The sequence below is a fragment of the Vibrio gazogenes genome (genome assembly GCF_002196515.1).
Lineage (GTDB): Bacteria > Pseudomonadota > Gammaproteobacteria > Enterobacterales > Vibrionaceae > Vibrio > Vibrio gazogenes_A.
The window spans coordinates 2908997-2926946 of record NZ_CP018835.1; the positions used below are offsets into that span (position 1 = coordinate 2908997).

19 protein-coding genes are annotated in these 17950 nt (G+C 46.4%); 8 read left to right on the forward strand and 11 right to left on the reverse strand.

The features are described 5' to 3' along the window. Nucleotides 1-197 precede the first annotated feature (197 nt). The 5 genes from ald (at nucleotide 198) to BSQ33_RS13325 (ending at nucleotide 7115) form a co-directional block, all read left to right on the forward strand. On the forward strand, nucleotides 198-1316 hold the full coding sequence (gene ald, locus BSQ33_RS13305) for an alanine dehydrogenase (protein WP_021020915.1): 1119 nt from the start codon (nucleotides 198-200) through the stop codon (nucleotides 1314-1316). A 310-nt stretch (nucleotides 1317-1626) separates the two neighbouring features. Then, the gene (locus BSQ33_RS13310; protein ID WP_021020916.1) at nucleotides 1627-1806 is read left to right on the forward strand and encodes a hypothetical protein; all 180 of its coding nucleotides are present in this window, start codon (nucleotides 1627-1629) and stop codon (nucleotides 1804-1806) included. A gap of 166 nt (nucleotides 1807-1972) precedes the next feature. Next, nucleotides 1973-4180 (forward strand): catalase/peroxidase HPI, encoded by a 2208-nt coding sequence (gene katG / locus BSQ33_RS13315; RefSeq protein ID WP_088134289.1) that lies wholly within the window; start codon nucleotides 1973-1975, stop codon nucleotides 4178-4180. 494 nt (nucleotides 4181-4674) lie between these two features. After that, on the forward strand, nucleotides 4675-6582 hold the full coding sequence (locus BSQ33_RS13320) for a methyl-accepting chemotaxis protein (RefSeq protein WP_088134290.1): 1908 nt from the start codon (nucleotides 4675-4677) through the stop codon (nucleotides 6580-6582). 179 nt (nucleotides 6583-6761) lie between these two features. Further along, nucleotides 6762-7115 carry a hypothetical protein gene (locus BSQ33_RS13325; protein ID WP_088134291.1) on the forward strand — a complete coding sequence of 118 codons (354 nt, stop codon included), beginning with the start codon at nucleotides 6762-6764 and terminating at the stop codon, nucleotides 7113-7115. A gap of 85 nt (nucleotides 7116-7200) precedes the next feature. Here the strand turns inward: BSQ33_RS13325 and BSQ33_RS13330 are convergent, their stop codons facing one another. The 6 genes from BSQ33_RS13330 to BSQ33_RS13355 all read right to left on the reverse strand — a co-directional run bounded on the left by BSQ33_RS13330 (nucleotide 7201) and on the right by BSQ33_RS13355 (nucleotide 10960). Beyond that, complete coding sequence (locus BSQ33_RS13330) at nucleotides 7201-7392, reverse strand: DUF4250 domain-containing protein (protein ID WP_027694276.1); 192 nt, start codon at nucleotides 7390-7392, stop codon at nucleotides 7201-7203. Next, entirely contained in the window at nucleotides 7392-7598 is a 207-nt protein-coding gene (locus BSQ33_RS13335; RefSeq protein WP_021020922.1) for a YaeP family protein, read from the reverse strand. The genes BSQ33_RS13330 and BSQ33_RS13335 overlap by 1 nt, the downstream gene beginning before the upstream one ends. Before the next feature lie 80 nt (nucleotides 7599-7678). Continuing rightward, entirely contained in the window at nucleotides 7679-9397 is a 1719-nt protein-coding gene (locus BSQ33_RS13340) for a proline--tRNA ligase (protein WP_088134292.1), read from the reverse strand. 92 nt (nucleotides 9398-9489) lie between these two features. Continuing rightward, the gene (tsaA, locus tag BSQ33_RS13345) at nucleotides 9490-10197 is read right to left on the reverse strand and encodes a tRNA (N6-threonylcarbamoyladenosine(37)-N6)-methyltransferase TrmO (protein WP_088134293.1); all 708 of its coding nucleotides are present in this window, start codon (nucleotides 10195-10197) and stop codon (nucleotides 9490-9492) included. Then, entirely contained in the window at nucleotides 10194-10664 is a 471-nt protein-coding gene (locus BSQ33_RS13350) for a YaiI/YqxD family protein (protein WP_021020925.1), read from the reverse strand. Before BSQ33_RS13350 ends, tsaA begins: the two co-directional genes overlap by 4 nt. Next, entirely contained in the window at nucleotides 10661-10960 is a 300-nt protein-coding gene (locus BSQ33_RS13355; RefSeq protein WP_021020926.1) for a hypothetical protein, read from the reverse strand. The genes BSQ33_RS13350 and BSQ33_RS13355 overlap by 4 nt, the downstream gene beginning before the upstream one ends. Nucleotides 10961-11779: 819 nt before the next feature. On the opposite strand from BSQ33_RS13355, the gene BSQ33_RS13360 reads away from it, so the two are divergent. Next, nucleotides 11780-12289 carry a GNAT family N-acetyltransferase gene (locus BSQ33_RS13360; protein WP_021020927.1) on the forward strand — a complete coding sequence of 170 codons (510 nt, stop codon included), beginning with the start codon at nucleotides 11780-11782 and terminating at the stop codon, nucleotides 12287-12289. On the opposite strand, the gene BSQ33_RS13365 is transcribed toward BSQ33_RS13360, so the two are convergent. After that, entirely contained in the window at nucleotides 12249-12542 is a 294-nt protein-coding gene (locus BSQ33_RS13365; protein ID WP_088134294.1) for a DUF3301 domain-containing protein, read from the reverse strand. The genes BSQ33_RS13360 and BSQ33_RS13365 overlap by 41 nt on opposite strands. A 3-nt stretch (nucleotides 12543-12545) precedes the next feature. Beyond that, complete coding sequence (locus BSQ33_RS13370; protein WP_088134596.1) at nucleotides 12546-13586, reverse strand: DUF3549 family protein; 1041 nt, start codon at nucleotides 13584-13586, stop codon at nucleotides 12546-12548. Nucleotides 13587-13723: 137 nt separating this feature from the next. On the opposite strand from BSQ33_RS13370, the gene BSQ33_RS13375 reads away from it, so the two are divergent. Continuing rightward, nucleotides 13724-14044: a YqcC family protein gene (locus BSQ33_RS13375; protein ID WP_021020929.1), complete on the forward strand. Its 321-nt coding sequence runs from the start codon at nucleotides 13724-13726 to the stop codon at nucleotides 14042-14044. Further along, nucleotides 14037-14765, forward strand: a complete 729-nt coding sequence (gene truC / locus BSQ33_RS13380; RefSeq protein WP_027694279.1) for a tRNA pseudouridine(65) synthase TruC — start codon at nucleotides 14037-14039, stop codon at nucleotides 14763-14765. The genes BSQ33_RS13375 and truC overlap by 8 nt, the downstream gene beginning before the upstream one ends. Nucleotides 14766-14854: 89 nt before the next feature. On the opposite strand, the gene dxs is transcribed toward truC, so the two are convergent. Genes dxs through xseB form a run of 3 tightly spaced genes read right to left on the reverse strand, consistent with a single transcriptional unit; the run spans nucleotide 14855 to nucleotide 17884 of the window. Continuing rightward, nucleotides 14855-16717, reverse strand: a complete 1863-nt coding sequence (gene dxs, locus BSQ33_RS13385; RefSeq protein WP_021020931.1) for a 1-deoxy-D-xylulose-5-phosphate synthase — start codon at nucleotides 16715-16717, stop codon at nucleotides 14855-14857. A gap of 21 nt (nucleotides 16718-16738) precedes the next feature. Then, nucleotides 16739-17623 (reverse strand): (2E,6E)-farnesyl diphosphate synthase, encoded by an 885-nt coding sequence (gene ispA / locus BSQ33_RS13390; RefSeq protein ID WP_021020932.1) that lies wholly within the window; start codon nucleotides 17621-17623, stop codon nucleotides 16739-16741. Nucleotides 17624-17629: 6 nt separating this feature from the next. Continuing rightward, entirely contained in the window at nucleotides 17630-17884 is a 255-nt protein-coding gene (gene xseB / locus BSQ33_RS13395) for an exodeoxyribonuclease VII small subunit (RefSeq protein ID WP_021020933.1), read from the reverse strand. Nucleotides 17885-17950: the final 66 nt, after the last annotated feature.

Here is a 17950-nt window from a genome sequence, read left to right on the forward strand (position 1 = left end):
CATATTTTCTGGCGGCATCTGCTAAAAAAATAATTCAAATTAGTTTTATCATTTGTTTTAAGTTTATTTGTGTTTGTTTTATTCTAAATTTGAACTATATCTATAGTTTTTGATGCTTATTTTTGTTGATTTGTTGGTTTAAAGCACTGTATCGTCTCTTTATTCTAATCACGTTAATTGTTGCAGAGGATAAGGATATGCTGATTGGTATACCAAAAGAAATTAAGAACCATGAATACCGCGTTGGGATGACGCCTGCGAGTGTTAAGGAATTAACCAAAAGAGGTCATCACATCTTGGTTGAAACATTAGCCGGAGCCGGGATTGGGTTCTCTGATCAGGACTATATTGACGCCGGGGCGACAATTCGTCCTGATGCGGCGAAGATTTTCGCGGAAAGTGACATGATTGTGAAAGTGAAGGAGCCTCAAGCAAGCGAGCGAGCCATGTTGCGGGAAGATCAAATCCTGTTTACTTATCTTCACCTCGCTCCCGATGCGGCTCAGACGCATGATTTAATTCAAAGTAAAGCGGTGTGCATTGCTTATGAAACTGTCACAAGCGCCAACCGGACATTACCTCTGCTGGCCCCGATGTCGGAAGTGGCCGGGCGGATGTCAATTCAGGCTGCGATGACCTCATTAGAAAAGTCGCATGCTGGTCGTGGTTTATTGTTGGGTGGTGTTCCGGGGGTTGAGCCAGCTAAGGTGACAATTATCGGTGCGGGCGTCGTGGGACGCAATGCCGCACAAATGGCGGCAGGTCTTGGTGCTGAAGTGGTGATTATCGATAAAAATATCGATGCCTTACGCGATATTGATGCCATTTATCAAGGGAAAATCACCACGGTTTATTCCACAGCTGATGCGATTGAAAAACATGTTTTATCTGCTGATGTCGTGATTGGTTCGGTGCTACTGCCCGGTGCCGAAGCACCGAAACTGATTACTGCAGAGATGATTAAACGGATGAAGTCTGGTGCTGTCCTTGTGGATGTCGCGATTGATCAGGGGGGATGTGCTGAGACGTCGAAGGCCACTACCCACCAAGAGCCGACCTATATTGTCGATGACGTGGTGCATTACTGTGTCGCGAACATGCCCGGTGGTGTTGCCCGCACATCAACCGTTGCGTTAAACAATGCGACATTGCCTTATATTATTGCACTTGCTGAAAAAGGTTACCGCGCCGCATTACTTGCTGATGAACACTTCCTGAACGGGCTGAATGTCTATCATGGGCAACTGACCAACCGGTTTGTCGCAGAGAGTCACGCTCTGGAGTATGTCGATGCAAAGGTTGCTTTAGCCAGTTAATCGTTGATGTCATCTTGTTGATTGTTTTGTTAATTGTTGTCAGTGAGCGGTTGAACTTTAATCGCTCACTTTGCTTGACTCCTTCCGCTGTGATCAATTATCGAATTGATTTTTAAAGCGTATTATTTTCTTTCACCGCTGTTCCGTTGTTGCCACCCATCCGTATTTTTCAGACCAGTTCAGTATTGGGGGGCATTCGATAGAAGATAGATTTCTTCTATAGCATGGATAGGTCGAAACCATTATCACTTTCTGTGGTCTATTTCTATACTGGAACCTGATTGAGCTGATTGCAAAAGAAGGATTCCTTATGTCTGAGTCATTGCCTGAAAAAATAGCCAGTGTTGAAAGTCAGGTTGCAATGGAAACGTTGTCTAGCTACGAAAGTGAAGCATGTCATTCCTTTGCATGTCATCAGTACTTATTGGTTGAAGCTCTCGCCAGTGAAACGCCTCAATCTTACTCATTCTGGGATATGTTCTTTTTTTAATTTTTTTAGTTGAAACATGTTGAATGTAAAGTTTCAGATAATCGAGTAATGAATTGATGAGTCTTTCTATTCATCACACTGACGTCCCATTTTTCATGGGGACAGAAGTCACTTATTAGAATATTGAGTTTAATAAATCAAAACGCTGCGAAGCAGGAGACAGACAATGGAACAGAATAAAATGTCAGGAAAATGCCCCGTCATGCATGGTAGCCATACCCGTGTCGGAGGCAAAGGGACCAAGAATGTTGATTGGTGGCCAAATCAGCTCAACCTCAAAATCCTTCATCAGAATGACGCAAAATCAGACCCACTCGGTGACGATTTTGATTATGCAGCCGCCTTTAGTGCGCTTGATTTAAATGCTGTCAAGCAAGATATTGAGGCCGTTCAGAAAGACTCCAAATCATGGTGGCCGGCTGACTACGGACACTATGGCCCTTTTATGATTCGGATGGCATGGCATGCCGCCGGGACTTACCGGACGGGCGATGGCCGCGGTGGGGCATCCACAGGAAATCAACGTTTTGCACCATTAAACAGCTGGCCAGATAACGCGAACTTAGATAAAGCGCGTCGTCTGCTCTGGCCCGTGAAACAAAAATATGGCAACAGCTTGTCTTGGGCGGATTTGTTTATTCTGGCCGGAAATGTGGCTTTGGAATCGATGGGGTTAAAAACCTTTGGTTTCGGTGGCGGACGAAAAGATATCTGGGAACCAGAAGAAGATATTTACTGGGGCGCAGAAGATGAATGGCTTGGCAATGACAACCGTTATACCGGAGAGCGAGATTTAGAAAATCCGTTGGCTGCGGTTCAGATGGGATTGATTTATGTTAACCCTGAAGGCCCGAATGGCAAATCAGATCCGCTGGCTTCAGGCCGTGATGTTCGTGAAACGTTCGCTCGGATGGCGATGGATGATTATGAAACAGTCGCTTTGACTGCCGGTGGGCATACGTTTGGTAAAACCCACGGTGCAGGTGACGCGGCGCTTGTCGGGCCAGAACCGGAAGCTGCATCACTCGAGGAAATGGGTCTAGGCTGGACAAGTACCTACGGTAGCGGTAAAGGACGCGATACAATTACCAGTGGTCTGGAAGGGGCGTGGACACCAACGCCGACTCAATGGGATAACAGTTATTTTGATGTGCTGTTCGGTTATGACTGGAAGCTGGTGAAAAGCCCTGCCGGTGCAACACAGTGGGTGCCCGTTGATTTGGCTGAAAAAGATAAAGCACCGGATGCCGAAGATGACGCTGTGAAAGTCGGTATTATGATGACCGATGCCGATATGGCGATGCGAGAAGACCCGATATACCGGAAGATTTCAGAACATTTCCATAAAAACCCCGACGAATTTGCTGATGCATTTGCCCGGGCCTGGTTTAAGCTGACGCACCGGGATATGGGGCCGAAAGTCCGCTATCTAGGTCCTGAAGTCCCTCAGGAAGATTTGATTTGGCAAGACCCGTTACCTGCGGTTGACCATGGTTTAGTCGATGCACATGATGTTGCGGCATTAAAAGCAGAGATTCTTGCGACAGATTTGACGGTATCGGAATTGGTGTATACAGCGTGGTCTTCTGCTGCAACATTCCGCGGTTCGGATAGTCGGGGTGGCGCCAACGGGGCGCGGATTCGTCTTGCACCGCAGAAAGACTGGGAAGTTAATCAGCCAGAACAACTTCAGAAAGTATTGCATGTACTGGAAGCGATTCAGCAGAAATTCAATGCTGCACAGAGCGGTAATAAGAAAATTTCGCTGGCAGATTTGATTGTGCTGGGTGGCTCGGCAGCGATTGAGCAGGCAGCACGTCAGGCGGGTCATTCGATTACTGTGCCATTTGCTGCGGGACGAACCGATGCGACCGATGAACAAACGGATGTGGAATCATTCGCGGTACTTGAACCGATTGCCGATGGTTTCCGCAATTATCAGAAACGTACTTATACTGTTTCAGCTGAGGAGTTACTCCTTGACCGCGCTCAGTTGCTGACTTTGACAGCGCCAGAGATGACGGTTCTGATTGGTGGCATGCGAACGCTGAATGCGAATTTTGGTCAGTCACAACACGGTGTACTGACAAAAAATCCGGGTGTTCTGAGCAACGACTTCTTTATTCACTTGTTGGATATGGAGACTGAATGGAAACCAACTTCTGATGAGGCTGATATTTTTGAAGGCCGTGATCGTCAGACCGGAGATGTGAAGTGGACGGCTTCTCGTGTCGATTTGGTCTTCGGTTCTAACTCTCAGTTACGTGCATTGTCTGAGGTTTATGCCGGTCATGATGCTAAAGAGAAATTCATCCGTGATTTCGTGAAAGCATGGGTGAAAGTGATGGAAGCGGATCGCTTTGATTTAAAATAATCCCACGCGATATTCGCCATATGAAATCCCCTGTCTGTCGGCAGGGGATTTTTTATTGCGGCAACATAATGGGCGATATCGGGGCATTTTTTTGTTGATTCAAATGAGAGAAGCATGACCTGAATGGTGTGATTCTACTTAGTTTCTTCGCTTGGACTGGAAAGCATGGAAATCATATTTTGTTACAGATTGATATGTTTTCTTAATTGAATACTTTTATGTATTTTTTTCATCAATATCCTACATTTCGCCGCTTATCTAGTCTTTTTAGCGACTCATCGTACCTTTATTCTATTTTTGACACCCGACGACCTTGCCAAGGCCGATAAGTAAGTTGTTGTATGTGCAACAAAATGTGATATCATTTCTCACATGTGAGACATTTTTGCTATTGACTTGCAGTTTTTTATCTGATCTCTATTTTTTATCTGGTCGTTTTTTGGGCCAGTTATTTTTATGTGTGTTTGAATCGGCGTTAGTGTAAGTGGGTGTTTATGAAACAACTTGGATTAAAAAAATTGCTAATATTGTCCGTCATGTTATTGGTTGGTGTGTCGGTTTCAATTACTAGTTATGTACTCTATTCTCAGGAAGAAAAAATCCTGACAGAGAATGTTTTTCAGTCGAGCGAAAATTATGTCGCATCAAAAGCAGCGGTTATTGAAACCATTCTGCAAGAGAAAATTAATGGGATTCATCAACTGGCACAGCATTATCAGCAGCAGGACATCACCAGATCTGAAGATGAGTTGATTCCATTAACACAGTCGCTGGCGGCTGCTATGAATCTGGATAGTTTTGTGATTGGTCTGGATGATGGCAGAGCATATTGGAGCATGGAAAATCAAGCCTGGCCGAATCACCGACTGAAGGGGGATTCTCGGGATATGGATTGGTATAAGCAAGGACTGGCATCTGGTTCGGTGAGTATTACGCCACCATATCTTGGATCGTCCAAGCAAAAATACTGGGTCAGTATTCTGGAAAGGATCAAAGGTGGTGTGATCACGACCGATATGGAGCTCGATTTTTTAAGTCAAATTGTTAAGGAATCGAACAAAATCAAGGGTGCTGTTGCGCTTATTCTCGACGAGGATAGCCGGATTTTGGCAACAACATCATCTGCCTTGAAATTGGGTGACGATCTTCGTGATACGCAATGGGGACGTCCTCTGGCTTTACATATGGTCGAGCATGAGTTTAGCCATCTTGGCTATGATCTGAATGGAATAGACAAGTTGATGTTCTCTCACCGGATTCATTTAGGGCAGAAAAATTGGTATTACATGATCGGTTTGGATAAGTCAGTTGTTTTTAAACAATTAACCGAAGCCAGAAACAGTGCAATTCTTTTCTCATTCCTTGCTTGTCTTGTCAGTGTGATTATCACTTATTTTCTGATTCAGGTACTTTACCGTCCTATTTTATCATTGAAAGAAACGATTCAGGGATTAGCCAGTGGACAAGGTGATTTGACCCAGCGCCTGAAGGTTGAAACGAATGATGATTTAGGCCAGATTTCTCAGGGTGTGAATCAGTTCATTGAAAACCTGCAACATATGATGCTGGAGATTCAAAAGTATTGTCACTCGCTACAAGCGAATGTTGAACATATGCTGAGTCAGTCAGAGAAGAATAGTTCAATTTTGAAAAAGCATGTTTCGGAGACGGAACAGGTTGTCACGGCGATTGAAGAAATGAGTTCGACGGCTGACTCGATGGCGACGGACGCAGCCAATACAGCCAGCCTCGTGGCGCGTACCAATGAAACCAGTGTAGAATCTCGTGAGATCATTGATCGTTCAAAAGAGACGGTTTCAGCGCTGATTGATGATGTGGAACATTCTGTTAGCGATGTACATAATATGACGGTCGAAACCCAGAAAATTAATGAAATACTGAGTGTGATTGGGGAAATTGCAGAGCAAACGAATTTACTGGCTTTGAATGCTGCAATTGAAGCGGCCCGGGCAGGGGAACAAGGGCGAGGATTTGCTGTTGTTGCAGATGAAGTGCGTAGCCTTGCCAGCCGAACCAAAGATAGTACCACTGAAGTTGAGCTAGCGCTGAAGAGTCTTGCCAATGGTAACCACGCGGTGGTCAATTCGATGGAACATACACGGACGCGTTGTCAGGAGACCGCAGAAGGTGCCGGGCAGGCGGCAGATAGTTTGGAAGTCATCTCCCGACATGTCATGGATATTAATGATCTGAGCTCTCAAATTGCGACCGCAGCTGAGGAGCAAAGCTGTGTGACTCAAGAGCTGAGCCGCAATATGTCGGCAATTAATGATATGGTTGTTGAACTGGAGTCGATTGGGGTGCAGTCGGTGTCCGATATGGGCGATATTGCGGATATCAATAACAGTCTGACGGCAATTGTCTCGCGTTTTAAACTGTAAGATCGCGATTGTCGGATACTGAGTCGATATAACAGGTTCGGCAACCGAGCTCGATATGAATAAAAACCGAAGCTTCTGCTTCGGTTTTTTGAACCAGACAAAAGACTTTCAAGTGCATATTTTTGCACCTGCTGATATGATGCTTAAAAAATTCAACCTCACGTCAGACAAGGCTCTCAATGGATAAAGTGCAATTTTCCGTCGGTCATATCACCTTCTTCTATCAGCTGACGCCTGAGCAGCAAAAATTGGCTTCGTTAACAGAAACAACGACACTTGACCTCAGTGAGTGGCCCCTGTTTTCTGAACAGTTTACCAGTGCGATTCAATCCGCTATTCCTGATGAATTGAAGTTACCGACGGAGAAGCAATTAAATTATGCACGGCGTATTGCCTCGGACCTGAAGGTTGAACTCCCTGACGGTTATCAAGATAGTGCTCTGATTTGTCTGGCATTTTTTGCTGAGCATAAACCAGCCCATGATCGGATGCTGGCCATCTATAAGGGCATCAAAGGTAATTTATTGGGATAAATCGATGACGGAAAGGGGATTACGTATTTGCTTCCCGTCAATTTGTCACGGAATCAGAATTGATCGCAGCAGTGAACGCCTCCCGTTAACGGAACTGTCCGACCTCAGGAAGGAATTCAAATCCAGCGCTCGCAAGACGGTCAATCAACGCTTGTTTATCGAGTTCGTAATAAGATGCAAGCTGATCCAGATCTCCGGCAAAATCATCCCGTAACTTCGTATTGACTAAACTGAATAGTAGAATCGGATCCATCGTGGCAAAGTTGGCAAGATTCATCATTTATCCTCAAAGTCTGAAATCAATAAGTTGGCAGCAGCGAAGGCGGCTTGCTCACGCGTTTCCAGTGGGAGGGATACATCGGCAGCGATACTGTTGAGCGCGCGCAGAGCACAACTGATCGCCTGAGGGATGTAAGCCTGATCACCACTACCAATCTGGGCGTATCGCTCACGGATTAAATCACAGCAATCGTATACTTTCATAATAGGTATCCTTGCAGTTGTTGTTGGGTCAAGCCAATGAAAAAGGGTTGCCAGAGCAACCCTTTCGTACCAGCCAACCGTTATCGAGTGAGCTGAGTCTGAAGATGGGCGACAACATCACCCATCGATACGGACGTTTTTTCACCGGACCGACGGTTTTTATATTCGAAATTGCCTTCATCCATACTGCGGTCACCGATAATGATCATGTGTGGAATCCCGATCAGTTCCATATCGGAAAACATCACGCCGGGGCGCTCTTTACGATCATCAAACAAGACATCAATGCCTTGTGCTTGTAAGTCAGCGTATAATTTTTCTGCGGCTTCTTGAACACGCTCGGATTTGTGCATATTCATCGGTACAATCACGACTTCAAACGGTGCAATAGCGTCCGGCCAGATAATACCATTCTGGTCATTATTCTGCTCGATTGAGGCAGCAACAACCCGTGTACATCCGATCCCGTAGCACCCCATTTCCATGGTAACGCTCTTACCATCCGGGCCCAACACATTGGCTTTCATTGATTCTGAATAGTTAGTGCCCAACTGGAAGATGTGGCCGACTTCAATGCCTCGTTTTAGAAGGAGCGTACCTTGTCCGCATGGACTTGGGTCGCCTTCCACGACATTACGCAGATCGGCAACTTGCCCGAGTTCAACGTCACGTCCCCAGTTAATCCCGAAGTAGTGTTTATCATCGATGTTCGCACCTGCCGCAAAGTTGCTCATCACCGCAACGGAACGGTCAACCACACAGGGTAATTTCAGACCGACAGGCCCTAAAGAGCCCGGCCCTGCGCCGATAAGTTCTCGAATCTCTTCTTCGGTGGCAAACGTCAGTGGCGCTGCAACTTCAGGTAGATTTTCTGCTTTCACTTCATTCAGCTCATGATCACCGCGAACCAACAAGGCAATAATGGGAGCTTCAACATGATCTGATGCTTTGACGTAAAGTGTTTTGATCGTCTTTTCAATCGGCAAATTAAACTGTTCAACCAACTGGGCGATGGTTTTGGCATCCGGCGTATCGACCAGCGTCATTGTCTGTGTCGGTTCCGCTCGTGTTGTTGTCGGAGCCAGCGCTTCTGCCTTTTCAAGGTTGGCTGCGTAATCTGACTCAGTTGAGAAGGCAATTAAATCTTCACCGCTTTCAGCCAGAACGTGGAATTCTTGTGAGCCACTGCCACCGATAGCACCGGAATCAGCTAACACAGGGCGGAAATCGAGCCCCATACGATTGAAAATATTACAGTAAGCGGTATGCATATCCTGATAGGTTGCTTCCAGACTTTCCCGATCGATATGGAAAGAGTATGCGTCTTTCATGATGAATTCTCGTGAACGCATGACACCGAAACGGGGACGAACTTCATCACGGAATTTCGTTTGAATCTGATACAAACTCAAAGGCAACTGTTTATAGGATTTGACTTCGTTACGAATCATATCGGTGATGACTTCTTCATGAGTCGGTCCCAGTACAAACGGTCGGTCATGGCGGTCTGCAATCCGCAGTAATTCAGGGCCGAATTTATCCCAACGGCCGGTTTCTTGCCAAAGCTCCGAAGGTTGAACGACCGGCATCAGTGTTTCTACAGCGCCGGCTTTATTCATTTCTTCCCGAATAATATTCTCGACTTTACGCAGCACACGCAGTCCGGTCGGTAACCAAGTATAAAGGCCGGAAGCGAGTTTCCGAATCATACCAGCCCGTAGCATGAGCTGATGGCTGACGATTTCTGCGTCGTTTGGTGTCTCCTTCAATGTTGAAAGAAGATATTTACTGGTACGCATGATGGTATCCATTCATTAAGTTATACAACAACCCTCGGTTGATTTGAGGGCGCATTAAATTAGCCGTCAATAATATCAGTCATTTTCGTTTGTCAAAAGCGTTCTATTGCGGTAACCGTGATGATCGACTGACTGACATTGAATTTGACGTTGAGATCGAACAAATTCACCGCATACTCTTTCTCATCAGGTTTGCCTTTTTTATAAGCCGGACGAGGATCCTGCGCTAAAACCTGAGTAATGACGGCTTCAATTTCATTGACACGAGGATGGGCGGCAAGTGATTGGCGCGCAGCATCACTGAAGCGGACATCTGTCGATGTCGGTTCGCTGTCAGCATATCCGCCGTGGGCATGTTCAATTCGGTCAGCATAAGGGAGGTAAGGTTTAATATCGATAATCGGCGTCCCATCGACTAAATCAACGCTGCCGATATCGAGCCATGTTTGGTTGCCTTCCTGACGGATATTATGTAATTCAACCGCTGACATACCAATGCCGTTGGGGCGAAAGGTTGAGCGGGATGCAAAGACACCGATACGTTCGTTACCGCCAAGTCGGGGTGGACGGACGGTTGGTTTCCAGCCGGCACTGAGATTCTGATCGAATAAGAACAAGAGCCACAGATGGCTGAATTGTTCGATACCCCGGACTGAATCCGGACAGTTTGCGTCACCTATCAGTTGAATTTGAGCGGTAGCCGCCGGGACCAGCCGGGGTTGTCGTGGTACCGCAAATTTCTCTTTGTAAGGACTATGAATGATGCCAATCGGTGTGAGCGTATGATCATTTGGTGTCATGATTTCGGCCCTGACGCCGCCCGAGTTGACTTGGCTAAAATCCGGTCAAGATGGTTGGCAAAGTCACGGCGTTCAGCCTGACTCATGACTGGTGGACCGCCGGTTTGAACACCGCTGGCACGCATGGTTTCCATAAAATCGCGCATGGTGAGTCTGGCTTTAATTGTGTCAAGGGTAAACCAGTCGCCACGCGGACTTAATGCCATGGCTTGATGCGCCAAAATTTCACTGGCAAGCGGAATGTCGGATGTGATCACCAGATCATCCGCGGCAACCCGGCGGACGATTTCGTTGTCGGCAACATCAAAACCGCTTTCTACTTGTAAGAAGCGGATATTGTCGCGACGGGGTAGCGGAATCGCGTGGTTCGCAACAAAAGTACATGAGACTCCGGTACGTTCGACAGCCCGTAGGATGACTTCCCGGATGACTTTCGGACAGGCGTCGGCATCGACCCATATATTCATAATTTATGACCTGACTGTTGTTCTAGTTGTGCGATACGGGAGACAAGATCAGCAACTTGCTGTTCAAGCCGGGCAATTCTTTGTTCGGTTGCAGATGACGCTGAAGACTCAACCGCAATCTCAACTTTGGGGATGTGCTGGGATGATTTCCAGCGTTTGATGGTAGTGACAATGGCGGGAATAGGTATTTTGGCACTCAGTCGCGCTTTGATCAGTGCGACCGTCGGTTCCTTGCCTTCGTTGACTAATTGTAAAATCACAGATTCAAGCTCTTGTGATATGTCTTTTGTCAGCATAAATATCCTTTTTTGAGGCCTTCAATGTAAGTGCTGTCATGGCACGATTTTACGCTGGATAACGCTGCAACAAAAGTGCTAATTGGTTTGTAAGAGATCGCTTACAAGTGTTGTGAGATATAGCGGTATTTGTTATGGAGTAAATACTCCAATGTTGGTTAATCGATTGATTAATATGAGTTTTGTTGGATTAAGAACGGATTGTCTATAAAGTAAGCTGACCAGTGTGTTGTCGGAAAAATGCAAACGTCGTACATTGAAGAGGTCGGCAGGGAACGACATGGATAAAAGCATTAAGGATGATGTCTTCGGGAATGAAGATGAATGTTAGGGATGCATTCAGGCTGGAGTGCTGAGGACAGCGTAAGGAAGCGATAACAGGCGTGATGTCTGTTGCAGGAAGCGTACAATAGTCACGTTGAACCATCATCACTTTGCTTGGCATCATTTTGAATAAAATGATATCAGCGTGATTGGTAACCATCAGGATGATGAAGGAAACCGCTTAAGGACGAGTGATGTGTACTGGATACAGGATATCCAGTGTTATGGACAACTAAGGACACCGCTTGGATGCGATGCAGCAAGGATTGGTTGAAGGATTAGCCTTCGTTATGGATGATGCAGGGAGCTCTTATTGGTGGCCGGAGTGCTACTGTTAAGACTGAGCCCCGATGCCGTTATGGTGTCGGGGCTTTCCGCTATCTCCATTCCGAGACTGACAGCCACGATATTTGTAAATTGAATCAATCTTTATTGGTTTAACATTGACGTTCGCAGCGAATGATCGGGTTCGGGCGAACGGAACAAGGATGAATTGTGACAATAGCAACGCAAAGAATGCTTTTGCTGCCTTATACGGATGAATATGAGTTCGATTTTCTATCGCTGTTATGCACTCCGGGAAACCGGTTGTTTCATCAACAGCCATTTAGTGTGTCCAGTGCCCGGGCAAAGTTTCATCAGGTTTTAGCGGATTCAAATATTTACGCGATGGCCATTGTTGAGAATCAAAATCGTGAATATATGGGACACCTTGCTTTAGATTTACATGAAAAAGACGTCGGAGAGCTCCAGTTTATTCTCAGCCGTCTTTATTGGGGCAAGGGTTATGGTACAGAGGCATTAAGTGCTTTCTTACAAAATGTATCTTTACGCTTCTCATTGAAAAAAATCCGTATTTTCGTCAATGAACAGAACCAGCCAGCGGTCGCTTTAATGCGGAAACTAGGGTTTGTTTCCCGCCCTTCATTATCGCAAACCCCAGAGACGCTCTATGAGTATCAACTCACAGTCGATGGACCGGCACAAAAAATTTGGCAGGGCTGAATCGAATCATATCCAAATACCCTTCATAGCAATCATCTCCCAAGGATGAAAACTCGAATGTGTATCTGGTATGCCAGTACCAGCGACGTTGTTCATCAACAAGACGGTGTCTGAACGTAATACTGACCACTTGTAGTTCCAGTTGACGACACTTTCTTTCTATCGTTTGTCTGGCAATTTCGGCTTGGCGCCGTTGTTGCCAGAACAAGAAGCAGCCAAAGCAAACCAAGAAAATTAGCATCAAGTCCTGCATGGCTTATCGGCTTCTGGTTTGTTGCTGGAGCGTTACCAGCGCGGTTGTTAGTTCTTCAGATGCTGTGCTATGCAGTAATGGCAATAAGATGACCCTCAACTCAGGAAGCATCACTAAATCGGCAAAGAGTTGATTGAACAGTGTCTGCTGACCGGTTTGAGCCAGTCGGGTCAAGAACAGTTCAGCCTGCTGTGGTTGAGTGAGTGCTGACCAACTGCGACCGGCAATCCCGATCAATATTTCTGCATGACACAGGTGTGGCTGTGCCAACAGGCTGGCAACAGTTTCCTCCAATTGTTTACCTGGTGCGCCGGATAAGGCTCGGAGTAAGGCTGAGAGAAAGAACAGGTCAGGGGACGCTTGCTGCATTTGTTCATGCACCATCGCTTGCAATTTATTGGCAATTTTTTCGGTCAGAGGCGTGTGTTCCAAAGCACCTAACAGGGCGTAGCAAGGCTCTGACGGGAGATGATTGAAAGCTTTCAGCAGACTGGGTGCATTTTGTTCCTGTCCTAGTCGAGCGCAAATATCTGTGATGCCCTGTAACCCGATGGTTTGCCAATTGTTCCAACCGAGATTTCCCTGAAAATAGCATTGTGCATGTTCATAGTATTGACTGGCTGGTAATTTGAGCATTGCTTTCACCTGACTATGAAATACTGCCATTTTTTCTTCCGGTGGCGTGAAAGTATAAGGATTGTTAGCCAGTTTCTGTTGTTGCGCTTCCGTCAGATTCTGATGAATCCGAGTCCCCATTGCTTCCAGCATAAAGCGAATGAACTCACTGATGTCTGTCGGTTGTAGTCGACCTCTTTCATCCAGTTCAAACTGCAAAAACCAAATCCAGGGCTGTTTCGTTTCATTCCAGTAAACAATTGCCAGCCGAGCCATTCGCTGGAGTGGATAAGGGTAAGGTTGCTGTGCCTGTTCTATTCTGGCAAAACTCTCCGAAGCAATGGGTTGAATGCGACGTCCGAGGTCAACAACCTGATATTGGCAGCCACTTTGCTTCAGGAGTTCGGTCAGCGTATATATTGTTTTCATAAGTTCCATTCTTTTCAGGCTCATGTTGTCGAAGAGGATTCCTATCGGAATCACTGAATCTTAGCCTCTGGGATAAGTTTAGTTTTGTCTCCAATACATGGTACCCTATCTGCCGATTTCAAGTCGTTTTTTTCTTTATGTCAAAATATTATCAGTTAAATCAATCACTCAATGAACTCGAAGCGTGTCTCAAAATGCGACAGCTATGGCAGAACAGACCGCCATCAGTGCAGGCTTTGTCGAGTCGGCAGCCATTTGCTGTGGATACACTATTACCGGAACAGTGGCTACAGTGGATTTTTATTCCGCAAATGCGACAACGGATAGCTGAAGCAGCACCCGTTCCGAGTGGTTTTGAAATGACGCCATACTTTAGTGAAGTCTGGCGAGATAATCCGGGTTATCAGCCTGTGATTGCTACATTAATCAAGATTGAGGAGCACTGTCGTGGTGCTTGAAATTATTTACCAGGATGAATTCCTTATTGCGGTTAATAAGCCTGCCGGTATGTTGGTGCATCGCTCTTGGCTGGATAAACATGAAACCCGATTTGTGATGCAGACGCTACGTGATCAGATTGGTCAGCATGTGTTTCCTTTACATCGGCTTGATCGTCCGACATCTGGTGTGTTGGTGTTTGCGCTATCCAGTGAGGTTGCTGCACAGGCGATGCCGTTATTTGTCAGTCATCAGATGGAAAAAACCTATCATGCAGTGGTTCGGGGATGGATTGAAGAGGCCGCGGTACTTGATTATCCGCTGGTTGAGGAACTGGATAAGATTGCAGATAAGCACGCCAAAACGGATAAACCGGCGCAACCGGCTGTCACGGCTTATCGGCCATTGGGCAAAGTTGAAGTGCCTTATTCCACCGGACGTTTTCCGACCAGTCGTTTTGCGTTGATTGAAATGAAACCTCAGACAGGGCGTAAGCATCAGCTACGTCGGCATATGCATCACTTAAGTCATCCGATTATTGGTGATACGACTCACGGGGATGGTAAACAGAATCGTTTATTCAGAACGCATTATGATTGTCACCGCCTGTTACTGCATGCATCGTGTCTGCGCTTTGTTCATCCGGTAACCGGAGCGGCGGTCATGATTCGGGCTTCATTCGACCAATCATGGCAACAATTATTTGACCAGTTTGGCTGGTGTGGTTTAACCGATCAATAGCCATAAAAAAACTCCCAGACGGGAGTTTTTTTATGGGTTATGTATTCATATTAACCGATGATTCAGTCAACTGAGATTCAATGACCGCTTTATTGCATGTAATCACGAATGGCTTGTTCAATACCCGCTGCGTCTAATCCCAGTTCGGCATGCAATTCACTTTGCGTGCCCTGATGAATGAATTGGTCCGGTAATCCCAGATTTAACGTGGGCTTCAGCAGCTTTTCTTTCATCAGAAATTCAATCACACCAGCACCGGCACCTCCAGCAATCGCATTCTCTTCCAGTGTGACGAGTACATCATGCTGTTGTGCCAAATCGCGAATCAGGGTTTCATCCAGTGGTTTGACAAATCGCATATCAGCGACGGTCGCATCCAGGATGTCAGCAGCGGTCTGCGCATGTGGCAGCAAGGCTCCAAAATTGAGAATAGCCACTTTTTTACCTTGTCTGACGATGCGACCTTTCCCGATCTCAAGTGCAGTAAACTGATGCTGAATCTCAGCTCCGGTGCCTGTCCCTCGCGGATAGCGTACAGCACTTGGCCCTGAGTGTTGATGGCCGGTATAGAGCATTTGGCGACACTCGTTTTCATCACTCGGTGTCATAATCACCATATTGGGAATACAACGCAGAAAACTGAGATCAAATGCCCCCTGATGGGTCTGCCCGTCAGCGCCAACCAAACCGGCACGGTCAATCGCAAACATGACGGGTAAATCCATAATTGCTACATCATGAATCAACTGATCGTAACCCCGTTGCAGGAAGGTTGAATAGATAGCGACAATCGGGTGATAGTCACTAATCGCCATTCCGGTTGCTAATGTGACGGCATGTTGTTCGGCGATAGCGACGTCAAAGTATTGTTCAGGATATGCTTTGGAAAACGCCACCATGCCGGAGCCTTCTCGCATCGCCGGTGTGATAGCCAGCAGTTTGGGATCAAGCGCGGCCATATCACAAAGAAAATCACCGAAGACTTTTGAATAGGTTGGGTGCGTTCCGCTATTTTTAGGCAGCGATGTATCATTGGGATCAAACTTCGGTACCGCATGATAGCCGATCGGATCTTTTTCAGCTTGCTCGTAACCTTTTCCCTTTTTGGTCATGATATGAAGGAATTGCGGGCCTTTGAGTTCACGCATATTTTTCAGCGTTTTTGCTAACTCAATCACATCGTGTCCGTCAACCGGGCCGATATAGTTAAACCCGAGTTCTTCAAACAACGTGCCCGGAACAACCATACCTTTCAGGTGTTCTTCGGTTTTCTTGGCAAACTCTTTAATCGGTGGCAGCCCGGAAAGGACTTTTTTACCGCCTTCGCGGATCGATGTATAAAAATGACCAGAGAGCAGTTGTGCTAAATGATTATTCAGGGCACCGACATTTTCTGAAATAGACATTTCATTGTCGTTGAGGATCACCAGCATATCGGGATGCAGATCGCCTGCATGGTTCATCGCTTCAAAAGCCATCCCAGCGGTAATTGCGCCATCACCGATCACACTAACAACTTTTCTTGATTTCCCTTCTTTACCGGCACAAATCGCCATCCCCAATGCGGCACTGATCGAAGTTGATGAATGGCCAACAGACAACGTGTCATATTCGCTTTCTCCACGCCATGGAAATGGGTGAAGGCCGTCTTTTTGGCGAATCGTCGGCATGGCTTCGCGTCGGCCGGTCAGGATCTTATGGGGGTAAGCCTGATGACCAACGTCCCAGATCAATCGATCAAACGGTGTCTCATATACATAGTGAAGCGCAACAGTCAGTTCGACTGTCCCTAAGCCAGAGGCCAGATGTCCGCTCGACTGACTGACCGAGTTGAGCAGATAAGTTCTCAGCTCTTCACACAATGTCGGTAGCACGTCTTTCGGCAGCGCTCTCAGCTCTTGAGGTGTATTTGCCAATGCCAGTGTCGGATATTTTGAAATATCAAGGGTCATTATTTTATGCTTATGATCTTATTAACTTTTCCGCTCAATTACATATTGAGCGAACTGTTCAAGTAAATCAGTATTATAAGGAATAGATGCCAGAGCCTGAATAGCTTCATCCAATAAGGAATGAGCCTTCTGCTCTGCTCCGTCGAGTCCCAGTAGTGAGGGATAAGTACTTTTGTGATGCTTGGAATCCGAACCTTGGGGTTTCCCCAGAGTTTGGGTATCACCGACAATGTCCAGAATGTCATCCTGAACCTGAAATGCAAGGCCGATAGCATCAGCATAACGTTCTAAATAGGGCAGGATCGCCAGCCCTTTTTCACCGGCTGATAATGCACCGAGACGTACGGCACATCGAATTAACGCACCGGTTTTATGGCGATGAATGGTTTCTAATTCGTTCAACGTTACTTGGCGACGTTCGGCTTCGAGATCTAAGGCTTGCCCCATACACATCCCCATCGCACCGGACGCATTTGCCAAAGCCTGAATCATTTTGACGCGGTGAGGTTCGGCATGCTCTGCCAGCGCCCCCTCAGCAAGAATCGTAAAAGCCAGCGTTTGTAACGCATCTCCGGTCAGAATTGCGGTGGCTTCATTAAAACGGATGTGACAGGTCGGTTGTCCCCGACGCAATGCATCATCGTCCATGGCCGGTAAATCGTCATGAATCAGTGAATAGGCATGAATACACTCAATCGCTGATGCGGGTGTATCCAAGTCTTCCTGTTGGCATCCCAGCATCAGTCCGGTGATGTAAACCAGATAGGGACGAATGCGTTTGCCGCCCAACAATAACCCGTAGCGCATCGCTTCAATCAGAGATTGATTCTGATGCGGAAATTGTTCAAGCCAACGGTTTAACTGCTGGTTGTTCCGAGTTTGATAAGTGCTTAGGGTGGTTATCATATGAACTTATACTTCAGATTGTTCATCAGATTCGACGAAATCACTTAGGGATGCTTCATCACTGTCACTGAGCAGGATCTTGACTCGCTGTTCAGCGTCGTTGAGTTTTGTTTGACCAGCTCGGGCCAGTGCAATACCCCGTTCAAAGGTCTTCAATGCGTCATCCAAAGGCAAATCACCATTTTCAAGTTGGTTGACTAACGTATCCAACTCTTCAATTGTGGCCTCATATGACATATTTTCAGGTTTTTTGCTCGCCATAGAACTTCCAATCGGTGAGGAATGGGGGAAAGTTACCGCAGGGCGTGAAGATGGTCAAATAGAACC

Bases quoted from the DNA above. Each gene is read 5' to 3' on its own strand.
- BSQ33_RS13330 (WP_027694276.1), bottom strand. From the start codon at position 7,392: ATGAATCTTGCCAACTTTGCCACGATGGATCCGATTCTACTATTCAGT.
- BSQ33_RS13350 (WP_021020925.1), bottom strand. From the start codon at position 10,664: ATGAATATATGGGTCGATGCCGACGCCTGTCCGAAAGTCATCCGGGAA.
- BSQ33_RS13375 (WP_021020929.1), top strand. From the start codon at position 13,724: ATGTCAAAATATTATCAGTTAAATCAATCACTCAATGAACTCGAAGCG.
- katG (WP_088134289.1), top strand. From the start codon at position 1,973: ATGGAACAGAATAAAATGTCAGGAAAATGCCCCGTCATGCATGGTAGC.
- BSQ33_RS13340 (WP_088134292.1), bottom strand. From the start codon at position 9,397: ATGCGTACCAGTAAATATCTTCTTTCAACATTGAAGGAGACACCAAAC.
- BSQ33_RS13365 (WP_088134294.1), bottom strand. From the start codon at position 12,542: ATGCAGGACTTGATGCTAATTTTCTTGGTTTGCTTTGGCTGCTTCTTG.
- ald (WP_021020915.1), top strand. From the start codon at position 198: ATGCTGATTGGTATACCAAAAGAAATTAAGAACCATGAATACCGCGTT.
- BSQ33_RS13325 (WP_088134291.1), top strand. From the start codon at position 6,762: ATGGATAAAGTGCAATTTTCCGTCGGTCATATCACCTTCTTCTATCAG.
- dxs (WP_021020931.1), bottom strand. From the start codon at position 16,717: ATGACCCTTGATATTTCAAAATATCCGACACTGGCATTGGCAAATACA.
- BSQ33_RS13370 (WP_088134596.1), bottom strand. From the start codon at position 13,586: ATGAAAACAATATATACGCTGACCGAACTCCTGAAGCAAAGTGGCTGC.
- tsaA (WP_088134293.1), bottom strand. From the start codon at position 10,197: ATGACACCAAATGATCATACGCTCACACCGATTGGCATCATTCATAGT.
- xseB (WP_021020933.1), bottom strand. From the start codon at position 17,884: ATGGCGAGCAAAAAACCTGAAAATATGTCATATGAGGCCACAATTGAA.
- BSQ33_RS13320 (WP_088134290.1), top strand. From the start codon at position 4,675: ATGAAACAACTTGGATTAAAAAAATTGCTAATATTGTCCGTCATGTTA.
- BSQ33_RS13310 (WP_021020916.1), top strand. From the start codon at position 1,627: ATGTCTGAGTCATTGCCTGAAAAAATAGCCAGTGTTGAAAGTCAGGTT.
- ispA (WP_021020932.1), bottom strand. From the start codon at position 17,623: ATGATAACCACCCTAAGCACTTATCAAACTCGGAACAACCAGCAGTTA.
- BSQ33_RS13335 (WP_021020922.1), bottom strand. From the start codon at position 7,598: ATGAAAGTATACGATTGCTGTGATTTAATCCGTGAGCGATACGCCCAG.
- BSQ33_RS13355 (WP_021020926.1), bottom strand. From the start codon at position 10,960: ATGCTGACAAAAGACATATCACAAGAGCTTGAATCTGTGATTTTACAA.